This window comes from Winogradskyella sp. ABM4_392 (assembly GCF_056160445.1).
The window spans coordinates 1-19,635 of the sequence record NZ_JBSWXE010000010.1 but is presented as its reverse complement, the minus strand read 5'-3'; the positions used below and the strand labels follow the sequence as shown (position 1 = coordinate 19,635).

The window sequence follows — 19,635 nt, the reverse complement described above, 5'->3', positions numbered from 1 at the left end:
ATAATGAATTACGGAAAAGAATTTGAAAAGTTCGCTATAAAGGATCAAGGTATTAATAGTAATTATTACGAGAAAATAATTACAAGTATGTATCCTACTAATTTAACTCCAAACATTATTGAAGAACGTCAATTAAACGCTATTGCTATGGACGTTTTCTCTCGTTTAATGATGGATCGTATAATATTCCTAGGCACTGGAGTTAACGATCAGGTGGCTAATATTATTCAAGCACAGTTATTATTCTTACAAAGTACAGATGCTTCAAAAGATATTCAAATATATATTAACTCACCAGGTGGATCTGTATACGCTGGTTTAGGCATTTATGATACTATGCAATTTGTCAAACCAGATGTAGCAACAATATGTACTGGTATAGCGGCATCAATGGCAGCAGTACTCTTATGTGCTGGAGAAAAAGGAAAACGCTCCGCTCTAAAACACTCTCGCGTAATGATTCATCAACCAATGAGCGGTACACAAGGACAAGTATCTGATATGGAAATTGCAGTACGTGAGACAATAAAAGTGAAAGAAGAGCTTTATAATATTATCTCTACACACTCAGGAAAGCCTTACGAACAAGTTGAAAAAGACTCTGATAGAGATTACTGGATGCGATCTAGTGAAGCTTTAGAGTACGGTATGATTGATGAAGTTTTAGAACGCAAGTAAATAAACTAATTATTTTGCGACTAAAATCCCCTAAACAAGAACCAAAATTATGGCAAAAGAAGAATTAGAATGCTCATTCTGTGGTAGAAAAAAGTCAGAAACCAATTTACTGATTGCTGGACTAGATGCACACATCTGCGACCGTTGCATTGAGCAAGCATATGGGATTGTTGTTGAAGAATCTAAACAATCAGGTAATTCTGAGTTAAGTGCAGAATTGATGCTCAGAAAGCCAAAAGAAATAAAAGCGTTCTTAGATGAGTATATTATTGGACAAGAATACACCAAACGTGTTATGTCCGTAGCTGTTTACAACCATTACAAACGTTTATTACAGCCACCTTCTGATGATGATATCGAAATACAAAAGAGTAATATCATTATGGTAGGCCAAACTGGTACTGGTAAAACATTAATGGCAAAAACCGTTGCTCGTATGCTTAATGTACCGCTAGCTATTGTTGATGCAACTGTATTAACAGAAGCTGGTTATGTTGGTGAAGATGTAGAAAGCATATTAACACGTTTACTACAAGCTGCAGACTACAATTTAGAGAAAGCACAACGTGGTATCGTTTTTATAGATGAAATTGATAAAATTGCTCGCAAAAGTGATAATCCATCAATAACAAGAGATGTATCTGGTGAAGGTGTACAGCAAGCACTTTTAAAGCTTTTAGAAGGAACCGTTGTTAATGTACCACCAAAAGGTGGCCGTAAACATCCAGACCAAAAGTTTATAGAAGTTAATACAGAGCATATTTTATTTATTGCAGGTGGTGCTTTTGATGGTATAGAGCGTGTAATTACTAAGCGTCTTAATATGCAAGCCATTGGTTATAGCTCTATAAAAGATGATAATGTAGATGACGACAACATTCTTCAATATATTATTCCAAAAGATTTAAAAGACTTTGGATTAATACCTGAAATTATTGGCCGTTTACCTGTATTAACGCATATGGATCCTCTAGACGCTAATACACTAAGAGCTATTTTAACAGAACCTAAAAATGCCATTATCAAGCAATATAAAAAGTTGTTTGCTATGGACGAAGTAGAATTTTCCATTACAGACGGAGCATTAGAATATATTGTAGAAAAAGCAATAGAATACAAGCTAGGTGCTCGTGGTTTACGTTCGCTTTGCGAGGAAATATTAACCGAAGCCATGTTTGATTTACCTGGCTCTGGAGAATCTAAGCTCAATGTAACTAAGGCTTATGCTGAAGATAGGTTAAACAAATCTACTTTAAAGAAACTTAAAGCAGTATCCTAAAAGGATAAATCGTATAAAAAAAGAAACCACAATTTTAAAATTGTGGTTTTTTTATTGTTAGGATCGATTAATAAATATTGCTGACAATATGTTATATAAAATAGTTAGGGTATTAATTAATAGCACATTTATTTACAGCTAATATAGTATCATCTTTTAAGGACAAAACCTTTTCATCAACATTTTGGTTAAAGTCATTTTAAATCTCGTTGTATGAAATTTTGGAGCACTTTTTTTCGTTAAAAAACAAAAAACGGAATTAAATTTATTTAGCCAATAACTTTAGTATGGCATTTAACTCTCTTTCCTCAGACACAAAACTTAGTGTATAATCTTCATAACCTTCCTTCAACACTTTAATTTGGTAATCTAAATAAGGTTTAATTCTAAAATTATAAGTGGCGTCTTTATTTGTAATCTGCCTATCGATTTCATTACCGCTACTATCTAAAAGAATCACTGTAGAGTGAGGTAAAATTTTATCTTCTTCAGAAATTACAATACCCTTTAATTCGTTATATATTGCTCTAGATTGAAATCTATATAGATTATACGCATTGTTCTTATTATCCTTATTTGAAGAAAAAACACCTTTTCTGTCATCTATAAAAATAAAGGCAATTTCATCTTTTTCAGAGTTTACAGAATAACCTAAGTTTCTTGGTTTTTTGAAACTATGATTAGTTATAGTAGATAGAAAGATATCGTAACCTCCAAAACTATTATGTCCTTTTGATGAAAAGAATAATTCAGTACCATTTTTAGCAGTATGAGGGTATTTTTCGTCTTCCGAAGTATTGATAATTCTTCCTAAATTCTCTGGCTTACCAATACTCCCATCTTCATAAATTTCAGCTTTATAAATATCAAAACCACCAAAACCACCTTTCATATTAGACGAAAAATATAAAAACTTACCATCTTGAGAAACATGAGGATTTTCCACTGAATAATCGTCACTACTTATAGCTAGTTCTATTTCATTAATCCACTTACCATATGAATCTTTTTTTAATTCAGCTTTATATAACTTGTAATTTAATGAGTTATTTCGCTCGCTTCTTGTATAATAAATAGTATGCTCATCTGGAGAAAATGACACTTGCCCTTCATTTGCTTTTGTGTTTAGAATACGACTAAATAATAATGGTTGAGATAATTCTCCATAAGCTTTAATATCTGTACAAAATAAGTCTGTAAATGGCTCATTAGTTATTGGATCAACTCCATTACCTAACCCACCAATCTTCTTAGATGAAACGATAACTAATTTTTTTCTAAAGGTGGCACATGCTATTTCAGAATATTTAGAGTTTATTTTTGAAATATCAACAGCATAGGCATAACCACTTTTATTTGCTTTATCAATCTTCTTTTTTTCTGGATCTGTTTTGCCAAACGAAGTGTATGTACAAAACATAAATGCTGTCAACAGCACATGCAGTGTAGATTTCATAGTGTAGGGATATGGATTAATTACCCTACCAATTTAGGCTTATAAAAATTCGCATCTGATTTTAGTTACAAATTTTAGACGAGCACCTCTTTTTTTCGATAATGATTCAAATTATTCCAATTTCTTCGGTGAAATAACAGGAATTTATATAGCATTTAAACGCAGCAATTCTTCAATATAATCCCTAGAATTTGATAAACGAGGTACTTTGTGCTGACCTCCAAGCTTATCATTTTCTTTTAACCAATCATAAAACAAGTTGGTTCTAGCACAATGAATTGTTGGCTTATTTAAAGTCATGTTATTGTAGCGTTTTGCCTCATAATCAGAGTTCAGAGCCTTAAGAGCATTATCGAATAACTCCTCAAAATAGGACATGTTTTTTGGTGGTGTTTTAAACTCAATAATCCACTCATGCGCACCTTTTTCTTTTCCTTTCATAAATATTGGAGCTGCTGTATAATCTACAATCTCCGCTGCAGTTCTTTTACACACCTTCTTAAGGGCATCTTCTGCATTTTCAATGATTAGCTCTTCACCAAAGGCATTAATGTGATGTTTTGTTCTGCCAGACACCTTAATTCTATGTGGTTTTAAGCTCACAAATCTAATAGTGTCACCAATTTTATAGCGCCAAAGACCTGCATTGGTTGTTATAATAACTGCGTAATTTTTTCCTAATTCTACTTCACTAAGTGAAATCACTTTTTGATCTTTTGTACCATAAGTATCCATAGGAATAAACTCATAAAAAATACCATAATCTAGCATCAGCAATAAATCGCCTGAATAGTTCTGATCTTGTATAGCAAAGAACCCTTCAGAAGCATTGTAAATTTCATAATATTTAAATTCCTTTTTTGGCAAAATTGCTCTATACTGTTCTATGTACGGATTAAAACTGACTCCACCATGAAAGTACACTTCGAGGTTTGGCCAAACATCAAAGAGATTGTCTTTTCCTGTTTTTTCTAGTACGTTGTTAAGTAAAACTAACATCCATGATGGTACACCTGCTAAACTTGTTACATTTTCTTCTATAGTTTCCTCTACAATGGCTTGCATTTTAGCTTCCCACTCACTCATTAAAGACACTTTACTACTAGGTGTACTACTAAACTCTGCCCAAAAGGGCATATTATCTATTAGGATAGCACTGAGATCACCAAAAACAGTTCCATTTTCCTTGTAAAGCTCCTTGCTTCCGCCTAAGCGAAGGCTTTTACCAGTAAAGAGTTGTGCGTTTTCATTATTATTAAGATACATACACAGCAAGTCTTTACTCGCTGCATAATGACAATCTTCCAAAGACTCATTACTTACAGGAATAAATTTACTCTTTGAGTTGGTTGTACCACTAGATTTTGCAAACCATTTTATTGGTCTGGGCCAAAAGATATTTTGCTCTCCTTGGCGAGAACGCTCTATCATAGGCTGCACATCTTCATAGCTCACAACAGGTAAACGCTCGTTAAACTCCCTATATGTTTTTATTGAAGCAAAATCGTATTTCTTTCCAATCTCTGTATCCTTAGCAAACTTTAAAAGACTAAAAAGTAATTCGTTTTGCACTTCGTTTGGATACTTTAAAAACAAATCTATTTGATGAAATCGTTTTTTTAAAAACCACGAAGCAATAGAATTTACGATAGGAATTGGCATGGATTGGTTATCTTTAACCGTTAAACGGTATTAAGCTATTATAAGTTTATTTTCAGATTTAATTTCTTGAAAATCCAAAAGCTAAATTTAATAAATTTCTTTTATGATTTATACAGGTGTCCTCACTAAAATGCAGACTGAATTTTTAGAACCAATTCAATATTATTTGGTATTTGAGAATGATTTTATTCACATGAATCAACTCATTAACAAAACTCTTGAAATTAAACATGTTGGACATCAATGTTTGAGCTGTGGACTAGACAAACCTATTTACAGACAGGGATTTTGTAAGAGTTGTTTTTTTGATAAACCTATTGCTGGTGATTGGATAATGCGACCTGAACTAAGTACAGCACATTTAGGAAAAGAAGATAGAGACTTAGAATATGAAAAAAAGGTTCAGCTACAGCCACATATCGTATACCTTGCTAACTCTAGCAATGTTAAGGTTGGTGTTACCAGAAAAAGCCAAGTTCCTACACGTTGGATAGATCAAGGCGCTCATGAAGCTATTGAAATTGTTGAAGTTCCCAATCGTTATCTAGCAGGTATTACCGAAGTTGCTTTAAAAGATCATGTTGCAGATAAAACTAATTGGCGAAAAATGCTAAGAAATGATAATGTAGATGAGGATTTAACCGAATGGAGACAACGCTTAAAAACTTACATTCCTGATGAAGTTAAAGATTACTTTATAGAAAATAATGCTGAAACACATCTTAATTTTCCAGTAGAACACTATCCTGAAAAACCTAAAAGTTTAAATATACAAAAGCAAGTTACTTACTCTGGAAAACTTGTTGGTATCAAAGGACAATACCTCATTTTTGAAGATGATACCGTATTTAATATTAGAGCAAATGAAGGTCTCGTTGTAAACTTAAACGTCCTATAAAACAGATTGTTAGGATTGCGTTAAAATTTATTTTGTTTAGTTTAAAATAGCTAAATTTAAACAAAAAGAAGATGAAGCAGTCACCATTCCTTTACATTGCAATTACTACACTACTATTAATAACTATCACTATAATGTGTTCAATGAATTTTCCTTTTAATTGGGTATTTTACCTTACGGTTATTGGACAAATTTTAGTCGTTATTATGGTGTATAAAGTATTGACAGATAACTACTCTACAGACAAAACTTTTGAGCATTTTTATGAAGATCACCCAATAGAACCTTTGGAAGTTAGAGCAGAAAATGAAAATTTTAGATAATCTCTTTTATTTGATTATCGGAAATGAAAAAAGAGCAACAAATTGTTGCTCTTTTAATATTGTAAAATAAAAAGCTAGAGACCTAGATGTTTTCTGCGTCTCTTAAACTCTGAATATATTCTGCTTTTTGAATCTCTCTTCTTCTCTTAACAGATGGTTTAGTGAAATAACGAGACTCTCTTAAGTTTTGCATAATCTGTACATTTCTGTGCTTACGCTTATAACGCTTAAGAGCTCTTTCTATATTCTCTCCTTCTTTAATTTCGATTTTAATCATCTATCGCTAGTTTTTTATTATCTATATCTTGCAAATGGTCGGCAAATATAGGCTAACTATTTGAAAATAAAAAATTATTTTTCTCAATAATTAAGATTTTTATATATCTATTTTTTTTCGCTATTATCACAAAACAATAATATGCTAGATTATCCTAAATAAGTCTTTAAGATTTTACTCTTACTTGCATGGCGTAATCTTCTTATTCCTTTTTCTCTAATTTGTCTTACGCGTTCTCTTGTAAGGTCATAGATACTTCCTATCTCTTCTAAAGTCATTGGTGGTTGATTGCCAATACCAAAGTTTAGACGAATAACATCACTCTCTTTTTGAGTCAATGTATCTAAAGCACGCTCAATTTCTGTATTAAGAGATGCCTGCATTAAATCTTTGTCTGGTCTTGGAGATTCGCTCTCACTTACCACATCATAAAGACTAAAGGTTTCGCCTTCTTTGAGTGGTGCATCCATAGATAAATGACGACCAGAATTTTTCATAGATTGTTTTACCTCTCGTGTACTTATATCCAACTCTCTTGCTATTTCTTCAGCATTTGGTGGTCTCTGATGTATTTGCTCTAAGTGCGAATAGGTCTTGTTAATTTTATTTATTGTACCAATCTTGTTTAACGGTAAACGTACAATACGAGATTGCTCTGCCAAAGCTTGCAAAATAGCTTGTCTAATCCACCAAACCGCATAAGAAATAAATTTAAAACCTCTGGTTTCATCAAAACGTTTTGCTGCTTTTACTAAACCTGCATTACCTTCATTTATTAAATCTGGAAGCTTTAATCCTTGATTCTGATATTGCTTAGCTACCGAAACCACAAATCTTAGATTAGCCGTAGTTAACTTATCTAAAGCTTCTTGATCTCCTTTTTTTATACGCTGTGCCAACTCCACCTCTTCATCTGCCGTAATTAAAGGAATTTTGCTTATGTCTTGTAAATACTTGTCTAGGGATTTGTCTTCTCTGTTAGTTACCTGCTTGGTAATCTTAAGTTGCCTCATGTAGTTTTCTGAAATTTTGTGAACCTATATTATAATCAAATAATCTAGATAAACAAGTATTTTGAGGAATAATTAACAGAACTAAAGCGGAAATGAACCAATTCTTCATAAGAATCAATCATTTTTTGTAGAATCTTGGACTTTTTTGTCTTTTCGGTTCTTTTTTCCACCTAGAATATTTCCTAATACATTTCCAACACCTTCTTTTATGGCATCTTTAGGGTCTTTCTTAGTGCTATCTGTTTTAACAGTGGTTGAATCTGTTTTTGTACTATTATTTCCACCTAAAACATTACCTAGAAGATCGTTGATTTTATCCTTACCCTTACCAATCAATTTTTGCTTTTGAATTTCTACTAACTGTTTAGTTAAGTTAGAAACACCACTTGTTAAATCCGTTGTAATTGCTGGGTTAGAAAATGTACCTCCAATATTTGCAGTAACAGGAATTGAAATTTTATTAACCTCATCATCATTAATTTGTCCAATTAATCGATTAACATCGCTACCCAAATATTTGGCCGGCACTTGCAACACAGCACTATAATTCATTGCATTTGAAAAACTATGCGAACCCGAAACCTCAATTGGAATGTCTTTATATTTTAGGGTGAATGGTTTTACGCTAACCTGTCCGTTTTCAAAACTCAATTTGGTTTTAATATCTTTTTGAAGCTGATTAAAGTCTATAAAATCTAATTTACTATCTAAGCCAGACAATAAAGGACTTTTACTAACATCTACATTAGAGGTTAATATTTCTGCCAAGGCATTACCTGAAATCGTGGCTAAATCTGGAGAAAAATTTTCATCTAAAAGACCACTCACATCAATAGTAGAATTCAATTTTCCTTGCACTACTTTCGCTATTGGTGCCAAAGCCTGAAGCATCTCCAAATCTTTGAATGATTGTGAAATATCAAACTGCTGCATTGCCAGTTTCATATCAAATTTTGGCTTTGCTTCTTTTGTATTTACATTACCTGAAATACCCAACTGACCATTGAATAAATCTGTGGTCATATTGCTTAAATTGGCATTCTGGTCTTTGATAGATAATTGACCTTTGACGTTCTTTAAGTTTAAGTTATCATAAATAACAGTTTTAGCATTTGCTGTTATGGTACAGTCTAAAAAGTCTGGAATCTTAAGCGATTCTGAATCTGAAGTTGTTTTATTTGATGTTTCTGAAGCAGATTCATCTTCTACCATAAAGTCCGCAATAGCAAACGTATTAGAATTTACATTAAAGTTTCCTTGAAGCTTTTTATCACTCAACAAAAACCCAAGAAGGTTATTAATAGTACCTGTTGCCGAAAAATCACTTTTACCTGTCTGTGCATCAAAGCTGTTAAGACTTACAGTACCAGGTTTAAAAGTAAGGTTAGCTTTATTTATTTGAATAGGATTTACAATATCTTCCGAAGAAAACACAAAATCGGAAACAGACACGCTACCATTATTCTTTATTCTCTGATACGCGTTGGTTTCAATAGCATCCATATCAAAAGATGTGTTGAGCTTTCCTTTTAAAATTCCGCTCAACTGATTTTCTAACTCTACAGGATAGGCTTTTGTTATATTCGCCAAATTTAAAACACCATCTAAGTTAGCATTCACCAACATATTACCTGTTAGGTTTTTTATGTGAGCTTCGGACTTAAAAACATCTTCATCTATTTTAAAATCTAACTGATTTAAGTCTACATAGGTATCATCTGCATTTCCTGTTGTGTTCTTCACAGAAGCATTTATCATGATGTTTCTAACACTTTTTGGTAAATCTGGATATTTAAATGATGCGTTATCAGACTTCATATTAATGTCTAATTTTGGTATAGTTTCTTCAGACACTAAACCTTTTATAACACCATTAACTGTAAAATTTCCTGTGGTATTTACGTTTTCAATATTCTTAGCATAAGCTTCTGGTATTACCGCTAAAAAATCTTTAAATGATGATTCTGGATTCTTAAACGTAATATCAATTTGCTGCCCTTCTTCAACCATTTGCACAAACCCTTCAAACTCTAATGGCAATGCATTAATAAAGCCTTTATTTTCTTTAAAGGTGTATTTATTTTGCTCTAAATCCATTCCGATTAAAGCATCTAATTTTATGCTATTATTACTCAAATATTGCGTGCTATCCACAGACATGCTAATTTTTGCTTCTGTTTTGGTATCTAATTCTGAGGTTTCCCCAGAAAAAACGCCCTTACCATTATGATTAACTTCTGTTGCGTATAAGCTGGTATTAGATTCTTCGTCTATGTAAGTAAAAGCACTATTATTCAGTTCATAGTTTTGAATATCGAAACTAAAACCAGAAGATTGTTCTTCAGATTTAGATACTGTTGAAGCGTCTTCATCTTGTTTTACGATATCGTAGTTTGTGGTTCCGTTTTTATTGGTTTTTAGCGTTAACAATAACTCATCTGCTATAATTTCGTTAACCATCAACGGTTCATCTGAACCTTTAAACAATTCGCCAATTGGCATTTCAAAAGACAATGCTCTTGCTGTCGCTAACGTTTCACCTTTAAACGGAGCTCTGTTTACAATTTTAAGATTCTCTACACTAACTTCGGCACTAGGAAAACTAGAAATTAGGCTTAAACTAACATCATCAAAACTTAGATCAGCATCTAAATTTTTGTCTGCATAATTCTGAACAATAGCATCTATTTTAGACTCTAAAACAAATGGTACTGCTATAAGAACGGCAATAAATATTAGTAAGATGATTCCGATAATCTTTAAAAATTTCTTCATGGTTGTAGTGTATAGCTTTACTTATTATACGCAAAGTTGCGGAGAATAGTTGTGCTTTTAAGAAACTTTAGCAAGACTTTAATGATTTAATAACAGTTAGGTGAGATCAATCTCTTCGTTAACCTTGAGTTTAAATCTTCTTCTAAAGAGGTACACTCCCAAATACAAAAATGGAGTATCAAAAAAGGCAACTAAAACTTTAAATAAAAATCCGCTAATCAATAATCCTTTAAAGCTAGACCATGGTAAAACTTCAAAATAGCACAACAGACTTATTATAGACAATGTATCTACAAACTGTGAGATCCAGGTAGAAAAATTATTACGCAACCAGAGATGTTTTCCTTTTGTCAGGTTTTTCCAGAAGTGATAAATCCGAATATCTATAAACTGAGCAAACAAATAGGCAAACATACTAGAACCCACAGCAATTATGGTTTTACTAAACACAAATTTGAAGGTTTCATCATTTAATGGAGAGTCATCTAATGCAGGCACGCTATCTGCCACCAAAATAATACCAACCGAGAATAAGGATGCAAAAATACCTGCTACGACAACATCATTAGCACGTTTTTTACCGTAAATCTCACTGATTAAATCAGTAATTAAAAATGTAATTGGATAAGGCAGAATACCTACCGAAATTTCGAATAATTTGCTACCAAAAACTTCAACATCTACAGGATACCAATAAAAAAACTTCTGAAAAATAAGATTAGAAACCACCAAAGAGGTTATAAAAAGACTTCCGAGTAAAAGATAGATGCGTTGGGCTAAAAGTTTGTCTTTTAATGACATTTAAAATGGTTAATAAATTGTTGTAGTAAAGATAAACTATTAATTTTTGTTTTAGTTATTTTGCTAATTCCATGACAGCAGGCAAATCCGTTTACATAGCATTAGGAAGTAACAAAGGTAATAAGTTAGAATACTTGCAATTGGCCATAGACGCTATCTTTGAAAAAGTTGGTGCAGTTCATAAAATCTCTAAAGTTTATGAAACTCCTGCTTTAGGTTTTGAAGGTGATAATTTTTACAATGCTTGCATTAAGATTGAAACCGAATTAAAACCTAAAAAACTACTAAGAGTACTTAAGCAAATTGAAGCTGATTTAGGCAGAACTACCAAAAAGTCTGACACCTATGAGTCTCGTGAGATTGATTTAGATATCTTGTTTTACGAAGATGAAGTCATCAATGAAAAGTCTCTGTTAATACCACACCCTGCCCTACACCTGCGTAAGTTTGTTTTAGTTCCATTATCTAATATTGCCAAAGACATCAAGCATCCTGTTTTTCAGAAAACAGTTAGTGAATTGCTAGATGACTGTAAAGATGAATCTAAAATTGAACCTATAAAAATCTGGCTTAAAAACCCAATGAAGCGCTTTGATTTTGGAAACTATAATTTTATAGCTATTGAAGGTAATATTGGTGCAGGCAAAACCAGTTTATCTCATAAAATAGCAGAAGATTTTAATGCTAAATTGATTTTAGAGCGTTTTGCTGACAATCCGTTTTTACCAAAATTTTACAAAGAGCCAGAGCGTTATGCCTTTACGCTAGAAATGTCCTTTTTAGCAGATCGCTACCAACAAATTAGTGACGATTTATCGCAGCTAGATCTCTTTAAAGATTTTATGGTAAGCGATTACGACGTGCATAAATCACTGATATTTTCTAAAGTCACCTTAGCTGAAGATGAGTTTAGATTGTACAGAAAATTGTTTTACCAAGTCTATAAAGATATTGCCAGACCAGATTTATACGTTTATCTCTACCAAAATACAGAACGATTACAAGCCAACATTAAAAAAAGAGGTCGTAAATACGAAAAGGAAATACAAGACGACTATCTCGAAAAAATAAATGCAGGTTATCTCAACTTCTTAAGAAACCAAACCGAGCTGAACGTAAAAATTATTGATATTTCTGATAAGGATTTTGTAAAAAACAGAGAAGACTACATGTGGCTACTAAGAGAAATTAGTGCTTAATGTTCTGTGTTCCCAAACTCGTTTCAATATTTAGCCTATATAATTTTATAAGGTAAATAAAGTTGTGGTTATTCGACTTTCATTATCTAAAATAACCTCACTCAAAACATCGCTTCCTTTAACCTTTAAACTAAAAGGCTCCACCAACACATCTACTCCACTGTTATGTTTTAGTCGGTTTTGGCTATTGGCAATAATATCTATGTTTGGTTTAAATTCTCCAACAGGAATATGCTCTGTTAGTATGAGATATTTATATGCAGTTAGTTTCTCTAAAATTTGTTGAATCTCTTGATTAGATAAATGCTGAAGTACTTGCCTAATAATCACACAGTCTGCTTTTGGCAAATCATCTTTAGCAATATCCATACATTTGAAGGTTAAATGGTCTGCTTTAAATAATCGCTGGTTTCTTTCTATTAAAACTTCTACGATATCTATAGCGACATATGCTTTTGTAAATGGAACGAGGGCTTTACCAATATTAAAATCCCCACAACCCAAATCACAAACCGTTAGTTGACCTTTATATGATTTTAAAAAATCGGTTACACTATCAATATAAGGTTGAATAATTTTGGAATCGTGAGAGCCTTCACCTGAGTAGAAATCTGAATCGTTTCCTCCCCAAAAATGCTGCTCATAAATCTGCTCCATAACCGCTTTGGTTGGCCATGGTGTTTTATGTTTTTTATAGGTCATTATTTAAAATAAGCCAACAATTCAGCCTTTTTAGATGCAGACACCATAATTTCCTTACCGTTACTTAGAATGACGCTTCCACCTTTTCCTTTTACATACTTTACCACTTCATTTACATTAACTAAATAACTCTTATGGACTCTGGCGAAATTGCCGTCTTTTAAACTTTCTTCAATATATTTTAAAGTCTTACTTACCAGCTTTTTCTTATTGTTATTTAGGTAGATTTCGGTGTAGTTATCGTCAGCTTTGCAATACATAATGTCTGCTGTTTCTATAACTTCAAAACCATCTTGTTGTGGTAAGGTTATTTTTCCATTAACAGCATTGGTTTTTGGTACTAAAACTTGGTCTTGCAGTGCTTCTTCTTTAGATTTTATTTCTGTGACATAGTCAACCGCTTTTATAAGTTCGTCTATAGAAATTGGCTTCATTAAGTAGTACGATGCATGTGCATTTAAAGCTTCAATAGCATAATGATTATAAGCTGTAACAAAAATGGTTTCAAAATCTATATGACCAACTTTATCTAACAAATCGAACGCATTACCATATGGCATTTCTACATCTAAAAAGACTACGTCTAAATCGTTATTCCTAATCAGTACCAAAGCTTCTTCAACATTAGAAGCTTCGCCTACAATTGAAATATTTGGACAGTATTTACTGAGATAATTTCGTAGAATAGCTCTACTGGTTTCTTCGTCTTCTACTAGTATTGCGTTTAGTTTCATGTTTTTCTGAGTTGGAAGTAAGAAGAAAGAAGCACGAAGTTACTTCTAACTTCTTACGTCTAGCTTCAAACTTTATTAATCCTTCTTTAAAGTCACCACAACTTTGGTACCTACATCTTCAGTTTGTTGAAAATCTTCAATCGTTACATCTACCTTGTCTTTATACATTTCGTTTAAAATTGCAACACGCTTCTTGATGTTGTTCATCCCTTTAGAATTCTGCTTTTTCTGATTCTCAGTCTTCATTTGTTTAGAGCGTGTTCTACCAATTCCATCATCTGAAATGGTAATTGTAATTTCGTCTTTTGATTTTGGTTTTATAGCTATATTTAGATGTCCTTTTTCTTTTTTGTAACGCAGACCATGCCATACTGCATTTTCGATATAAGGCTGCAGCAGCATTGGTGGAATTTGAAATTCATCAACATTTACACTTTCGTCTACACCTATAGAATACTCAAACTTATCTTGAAATCTAAAATGTTCTAGTTTAGTGTACAATTGAAGCAATTCGATTTCTTTTTTTAGTGGAATAAAATCTTCTTCACTATTCTCTAAAACAGCACGCATTAACAGCGAAAAATCAGATAAATATTTGTTTGCTGTACGCTCATCGTTAGTTGCAATAAAACTATTTACCGAGTTTAAGGCGTTGAAAATAAAGTGTGGATTCATCTGGCTTCTCAAAGATTTTAATGCCAAGAGATTATTAGCTAATCGTTGTTGCTTTATGTATTTGTACATTAAAAATCCTGTAATTAAAAGCAATAACAATCCGCCAAGCAGAGAATAAATAATAAGTTGCTGACGCTTGTTGCGCTCTTGAGTAAGCTCATACTTGCTTTTGGATAAGGCTCTATCACTTTCTAAGGATGTAATTCTATTTTGTTGTTCGGCAATATTTCGGCTAAAACGAGCTGCTTGAGATATTTCTTGAACCTTCTTGGCATACAATTCATCAACAGTATTTTTATATTCATTTAGCCATTTAAGCCCTTCTTCTGCATCACCAGCATCAATTAAAGCTTCAGACAGTTTTCTGGTCGCATCTTTTTTTACATCCAAGTCTTCCTTTTTATCAGCTTCTTCAATACTCTTTTTAAATGATGGAATGGCATTATCCAAATCATTATTTAGCAAATAAGCATTACCCAATTTATAATTTTGCTTTTGTGGTGTTAAAGGACTTTCATTAGGTAATACAGAATCTTTTTCTATGTCTTCAAGTGTTTCCAAAACATCTTTTCTGAGCTCAATTTCACTATCGTATTCTCTATTTAAACTATTGAATTCAGCAACTTTTACCTGCTCTTCTACAGCACGTTTCTTGTTCTCTTGTTGCGCTAATTTTAGTGAATTATTGTAGTAGCCTTTTGCCTTTGCCACTTCACCTTTTAGATTATAGGCTTCGGCTATTTTAGAGTTTAAATCGGTAACCTTTGGTGCTATTAAATGTTTCTTGGAAATCTCTAATCCCTTTTCATAAGAACTTATAGCTTGTTGTGTGTTTTTTAGTTTTAAGTAAGCATCACCCAGACCTTCGTACAACACCGTTTTTTCGTAATTAGACAGATCCTTCTCATTAAGACTTTTATATGAATCAATACTTTTTTGATACTCTTCATTCTTGGTATAAGCATCTGCCAATTTCAGTTTAGACGAGGCCATTTCAAAATTTTGAAGACTAACTTTGTAGGCAGATATAGCAAGGTCATATTGCTTCCAGTAAACGTAAACATCTCCCAAAAGCTCGTGTGCTTCTGCGCTTTGCCTTGACGACACATCATAATTAAGCGCATCTCCAACAAATTTTATACTCTTTGCCGCATCTTTTTTTAAGTACGCGTCAGCCGAATCTATCATTTGGTTAAATTGCCTTATAACATCATCTGACCCAACACTTCTATAACGTCCTTTGTTTTGTTCTTCTACCAATATTGTAATTCGCTCATCACTTAAAACAGTGTAATGCACGGTTTCAAAATCGTTGTGCATTATGGTAAGTTCATCTCCTACTCTTGCCTTTACAACAAACTTTCCAAAAACGTCTGTACGTGTATATCTACCATCATTTACTTGTATGCTTACATTGTCTATTGGCTCTCGTGTGTCTTTTAGATAGACCGAACCTCGTACTGTAAAAAATGCTTCTTCCTTTTTAGTTTTGGTGTTATTGCTTTGCCCAAAACTTAAAAGTGTAAATAGGAAGAAAAATATAAGGCTATATGTGTGTTTAATTTTTATCAAAATAAGGTATTAACAGGACTAACTTACATACTTTATTTGGTATCGAAAAATGGGCACTTCAATTTTATAGTCATTTAAGTAGAAAAATATTAGAGTTAACTCATTTAAGATTTTACTTCACTCATTAACTAGCCTTCTTCACTCATTCTGGATTTTTATTTCTCTTTTTTCAGCAGAGTTTTACTGTTCATTAATCAATAATATAAATTCAAAATGAAAAAAATCAATCTGGCATTTTTACTTCTTTTTTTATGTGCTAATACTATAATTGCGCAGCACAAAGGCAATTACAACCAAATTACACAAGACATTTCTAGACAGAACATTTTAACTTCAGGAAATGCCAACATTTACAACCCAACAGTTCAACATCAGATGAACAAAACGCTCCATCCGAGTGATGTGCTTACCATAGATGTAAAAGCATTACAAAATGTGAGCGCTTCAACGTACACAGCTATTTTCAATTTGTCTCAAATTGGTGAAACTGCAGAATCTACTAATGCGCTTATGAAAGAGCGAATAGACAACATTAAAACCAGATTAAACGCTCTCGGAATTACCGAAAAAGACTTTGCTATTGATGTTATTTCCTTCGTACCTGTGTACGAGGTAGAAGTTACAAAAAAACTATTCAGCAAAACATACACTGAAGTACCAAAAGGTTTTGAATTGCAACAGAACATTCATATCCAATTTACTAAAACCAGTCAATTTGAAGGCATTCTGGAAGCTTGTGCCAAAAGTGAAGTTTACAACTTAGTTAAGGTTGATTATTTTATTGAAAACATTCAGGAAGTTTATAAAAATCTTCAAGATCAATTATTGAAACTCATTGCTGAGAAAAAAGCATACTATACAACACTAGGCTTTGACATGGCTAACTATGATGTTAAAATTGCAGATGATAAGTACTGTTATTTCCCAAAAGATTTCTACCAAAGTTACCAGGCTTACAACAGTGTTTCTTTTGAAGCTTTAAAAACTAACAAAGGTGTCACCAGTGCAAAAAAGCAAACGTCTTATTACTACCAACCACTGACTTATGAACAGTATGATATTGTGGTAAATCCATCAATATTAGAACCTGTTGTTCAAATAGGAATGAACATAAAACTTTTCTACACACCAAAGCCTAAAGAGCAAAAGCCACAAACAGTTACAAAAACCGAAATTGATCATAAATACTATGTCATTTCGCCTAATGGTACTATAGATGTAAAAGAATTAAACACAAAAAATTAACAAACATGAAAGCAATAACAAAACCATTTGTAGTAATGATGGGAATACTATCACTTACTACTTGCAATGCAAACACAAAACAAAATCAGCAAGACCTTGCCATCAATCAAACAGTGATTGAAACGAATTTAAAAACCGATAAACCTGAAATTAAAGTCGCATTATTACTAGATACGAGTAATAGTATGGATGGTCTAATCGACCAAGCTAAGGCGCAATTATGGGAAATTGTAAATGAACTTTCTTATGCCAAATGTGAGGAGCAAAACCCTAATCTTAAAATTGCGCTTTATGAATATGGCAATGATAATCTTAATGCAGATGAAGGGTATTTAAGACAAGTACTTGCCTTTAGTGATGATTTGGACGAAATCTCTAAATCCCTTTTCTCTTTAACTACAAAAGGTGGTAATGAATACTGTGGTAAAGTTGTAAAAACAGCTTTAGATCAACTTAATTGGGGAGATAAAGAAGATGACTTAAAATTAATTTTTATCGCAGGAAATGAGCCTTATACCCAAGGTACAGTTAGTTACAAGGAAGCCTCTAAACTTGCACATCAAAAAGACGTTACGGTAAACACTATTTTTTGTGGAGACTATAACCAAGGAATATCAGGTTTTTGGAAAGATGGAGCAGATCTTACACACGGAGATTACATGGCTATTAATCAAAACAAAGCCACTGTTCACATAGCATCTCCTTATGACGATAAGATTTTAGAACTCAATGAGAAACTAAACAAAACGTATGTTGCTTATGGATACTTAGGAAGACAAAAAATGGAAATGCAAGCAGAACAAGACATTAATGCTATGAGTTATAACAAAGCTAATGCAGTAAGTAGAACTGTGAGTAAAAGCTCTAGACTTTATATGAATAGTTCTTGGGATTTAGTTGACGCAGAAAAAGAAGCTGATTTTTCTTATGAAGATTTAGATGAAAAACAATTACCTGAAGAATTAAAAGGAAAATCTAAAGATGAAATAAAATCTTATGTTGAAAAGAAAAGAGTTGAGCGCGAAAAGCTTCAAAAAGAAATTGCCGAACTCAACATAAAACGAAAATCATATATCGCTAAAAAATCTAATGAAGAAACTAACGGATTAGAAAATGCTATGGTTAATGCAATAAAAACCCAAGCTAAAAACAAAAACTATGTCTGGGAATAGGCAATAACAAAAAAGGCTCGATTAAAAATCGAGCCTTTTTTGTTTTAGTTAATTGCAGGACAATTACACTCAAACTTCTCTCTTTTACAATTAAAGTTGTAACCTAAAGTTATTTGATGGAAACCACCTTTATTAAAGTTAACTGTATTTGCTTGATATGAATATGTGTAAGCAAACACAAAATTGTTATAATCTACACCGACAAAAGGTGTGAAATATTGTAGTTTTTGACTACTCACTCCAGACCCATCTACAAACTCAGCACCATCTAAACTACGTCTGTAAGATAATCCACCCCAAACTTTACCAAAATCCATTTCGCGATAAACCTTAGCATTTATATCTATTGAAGACTCTTCTGTAGCATCTCTGTACATGTACATTATAGAAGGCTCATAGCTCCAGTCACTTCCATACTTACTAAATGTATAACCAGTAGAAAACAAGTATGTTCTTAAGTTTCTAAATTCCCATTGATCACCATTACGATTCCAGTTGATACCATCATTTTCTAAGATATTCTTTGCTGTAAAATGCGCATAAAAATCTAAGAAATGATAAGAAAAGCCAGCATCTATATTAAAATTCGTAGCTGTAGAGCTTGTTGCTAATGGATCAAATTCATCACCAGGCCCTAACCATGTGCTTGCATCTACTTTATACTGTAAAAAGCCTGCATTTATCCCAAATGATAACATATTAAGATCTATCTCATTTCTAGAAAACATTAAATGATATGCAAAACTAGCATATCCACCTAACGTAGAATGATAACCATTAGAATCATTGAATACAATCCCACCAATTCCTACAGGTGTATCCCCAACTCTACCATTAATACTCAATGTTTGTAAACTAGGAGCGTCATCTACTCCAAACCATTGCTGCCTGGCAGTTAATCTAACTTTAGCACAATTTGCAACACCAGCCATTGAAGGATGTATTAGATAATAATTATCTGTTAAATAATCTGAATAAATCGGAACACCTTCTTGAGCAAAACTAAAATTTGCAGTTAAGACTGTAAATGCTACTAAACAAAACTTTTTTAATTTCATAATTTCTTTTATCGTTTCAAGGTAAAATGGGCTTTAAACTCTTTTGTTTGGTTGGTAAGGGGCTCCAGGTACTCTACGGTGAACCAATAGTCGCTCGATGGCATGTTGTTGCCGTT

General features: G+C 32.7%; 17 protein-coding genes. 7 read left to right on the top strand and 10 right to left on the bottom strand.

Translation table 11 applies throughout. From position 1 onward, the window contains the following. Positions 1–3: 3 nt before the first annotated feature. Positions 4–678 (top strand): ATP-dependent Clp endopeptidase proteolytic subunit ClpP, encoded by a 675-nt coding sequence (clpP, locus tag ACXAFS_RS14975; RefSeq protein ID WP_475307973.1) that lies wholly within the window; start codon positions 4–6, stop codon positions 676–678. Positions 679–727: 49 nt separating this feature from the next. After that, positions 728–1,957, top strand: a complete 1,230-nt coding sequence (clpX, locus tag ACXAFS_RS14970; RefSeq protein ID WP_475307971.1) for an ATP-dependent Clp protease ATP-binding subunit ClpX — start codon at positions 728–730, stop codon at positions 1,955–1,957. A 265-nt stretch (positions 1,958–2,222) separates the two neighbouring features. On the opposite strand, the gene ACXAFS_RS14965 is transcribed toward clpX, so the two are convergent. Next, positions 2,223–3,413, bottom strand: a complete 1,191-nt coding sequence (locus ACXAFS_RS14965) for a hypothetical protein (protein WP_475307970.1) — start codon at positions 3,411–3,413, stop codon at positions 2,223–2,225. A 144-nt stretch (positions 3,414–3,557) separates the two neighbouring features. Continuing rightward, positions 3,558–5,075 carry a GH3 auxin-responsive promoter family protein gene (locus ACXAFS_RS14960; RefSeq protein WP_475307969.1) on the bottom strand — a complete coding sequence of 506 codons (1,518 nt, stop codon included), beginning with the start codon at positions 5,073–5,075 and terminating at the stop codon, positions 3,558–3,560. A 103-nt stretch (positions 5,076–5,178) separates the two neighbouring features. Here ACXAFS_RS14960 and ACXAFS_RS14955 point away from each other — a divergent pair, with 103 nt between their 5' ends. Next, positions 5,179–5,973 (top strand): DUF2797 domain-containing protein, encoded by a 795-nt coding sequence (locus ACXAFS_RS14955; protein ID WP_475307968.1) that lies wholly within the window; start codon positions 5,179–5,181, stop codon positions 5,971–5,973. 71 nt (positions 5,974–6,044) lie between these two features. Next, the gene (locus tag ACXAFS_RS14950) at positions 6,045–6,296 is read left to right on the top strand and encodes a hypothetical protein (protein ID WP_475307966.1); all 252 of its coding nucleotides are present in this window, start codon (positions 6,045–6,047) and stop codon (positions 6,294–6,296) included. Positions 6,297–6,378: 82 nt separating this feature from the next. Here the strand turns inward: ACXAFS_RS14950 and rpsU are convergent, their stop codons facing one another. The 4 genes from rpsU to ACXAFS_RS14930 form a co-directional block, all read right to left on the bottom strand. Further along, on the bottom strand, positions 6,379–6,573 hold the full coding sequence (rpsU, locus tag ACXAFS_RS14945; RefSeq protein ID WP_076619898.1) for a 30S ribosomal protein S21: 195 nt from the start codon (positions 6,571–6,573) through the stop codon (positions 6,379–6,381). Positions 6,574–6,722: 149 nt separating this feature from the next. Next, positions 6,723–7,586 (bottom strand): sigma-70 family RNA polymerase sigma factor, encoded by an 864-nt coding sequence (locus ACXAFS_RS14940; protein ID WP_426431534.1) that lies wholly within the window; start codon positions 7,584–7,586, stop codon positions 6,723–6,725. Positions 7,587–7,700: 114 nt separating this feature from the next. Continuing rightward, the gene (locus ACXAFS_RS14935) at positions 7,701–10,361 is read right to left on the bottom strand and encodes an AsmA family protein (RefSeq protein WP_475307965.1); all 2,661 of its coding nucleotides are present in this window, start codon (positions 10,359–10,361) and stop codon (positions 7,701–7,703) included. 96 nt (positions 10,362–10,457) lie between these two features. Beyond that, complete coding sequence (locus ACXAFS_RS14930; RefSeq protein ID WP_475307964.1) at positions 10,458–11,162, bottom strand: queuosine precursor transporter; 705 nt, start codon at positions 11,160–11,162, stop codon at positions 10,458–10,460. 71 nt (positions 11,163–11,233) lie between these two features. Here ACXAFS_RS14930 and folK point away from each other — a divergent pair, with 71 nt between their 5' ends. After that, the gene (folK, locus tag ACXAFS_RS14925; protein WP_475307962.1) at positions 11,234–12,361 is read left to right on the top strand and encodes a 2-amino-4-hydroxy-6-hydroxymethyldihydropteridine diphosphokinase; all 1,128 of its coding nucleotides are present in this window, start codon (positions 11,234–11,236) and stop codon (positions 12,359–12,361) included. 45 nt (positions 12,362–12,406) lie between these two features. Here folK and ACXAFS_RS14920 read toward each other — a convergent pair whose 3' ends face one another. From ACXAFS_RS14920 to ACXAFS_RS14910, 3 genes are all read right to left on the bottom strand, one after another. Beyond that, entirely contained in the window at positions 12,407–13,063 is a 657-nt protein-coding gene (locus ACXAFS_RS14920; protein WP_475307961.1) for a class I SAM-dependent methyltransferase, read from the bottom strand. Further along, on the bottom strand, positions 13,063–13,797 hold the full coding sequence (locus ACXAFS_RS14915) for a LytR/AlgR family response regulator transcription factor (protein ID WP_475307960.1): 735 nt from the start codon (positions 13,795–13,797) through the stop codon (positions 13,063–13,065). Before ACXAFS_RS14915 ends, ACXAFS_RS14920 begins: the two co-directional genes overlap by 1 nt. Before the next feature lie 75 nt (positions 13,798–13,872). Further along, positions 13,873–16,044, bottom strand: a complete 2,172-nt coding sequence (locus tag ACXAFS_RS14910; protein WP_475307958.1) for a histidine kinase — start codon at positions 16,042–16,044, stop codon at positions 13,873–13,875. Positions 16,045–16,257: 213 nt separating this feature from the next. Between ACXAFS_RS14910 and ACXAFS_RS14905 the strand changes: the two genes are divergently transcribed. After that, entirely contained in the window at positions 16,258–17,289 is a 1,032-nt protein-coding gene (locus tag ACXAFS_RS14905; protein ID WP_475307957.1) for an SIMPL domain-containing protein, read from the top strand. Positions 17,290–17,294: 5 nt separating this feature from the next. After that, positions 17,295–18,461 (top strand): vWA domain-containing protein, encoded by a 1,167-nt coding sequence (locus ACXAFS_RS14900; protein ID WP_475307955.1) that lies wholly within the window; start codon positions 17,295–17,297, stop codon positions 18,459–18,461. 44 nt (positions 18,462–18,505) lie between these two features. On the opposite strand, the gene ACXAFS_RS14895 is transcribed toward ACXAFS_RS14900, so the two are convergent. Then, positions 18,506–19,519 (bottom strand): PorP/SprF family type IX secretion system membrane protein, encoded by a 1,014-nt coding sequence (locus ACXAFS_RS14895; protein ID WP_475307954.1) that lies wholly within the window; start codon positions 19,517–19,519, stop codon positions 18,506–18,508. Positions 19,520–19,635 lie beyond the last annotated feature (116 nt).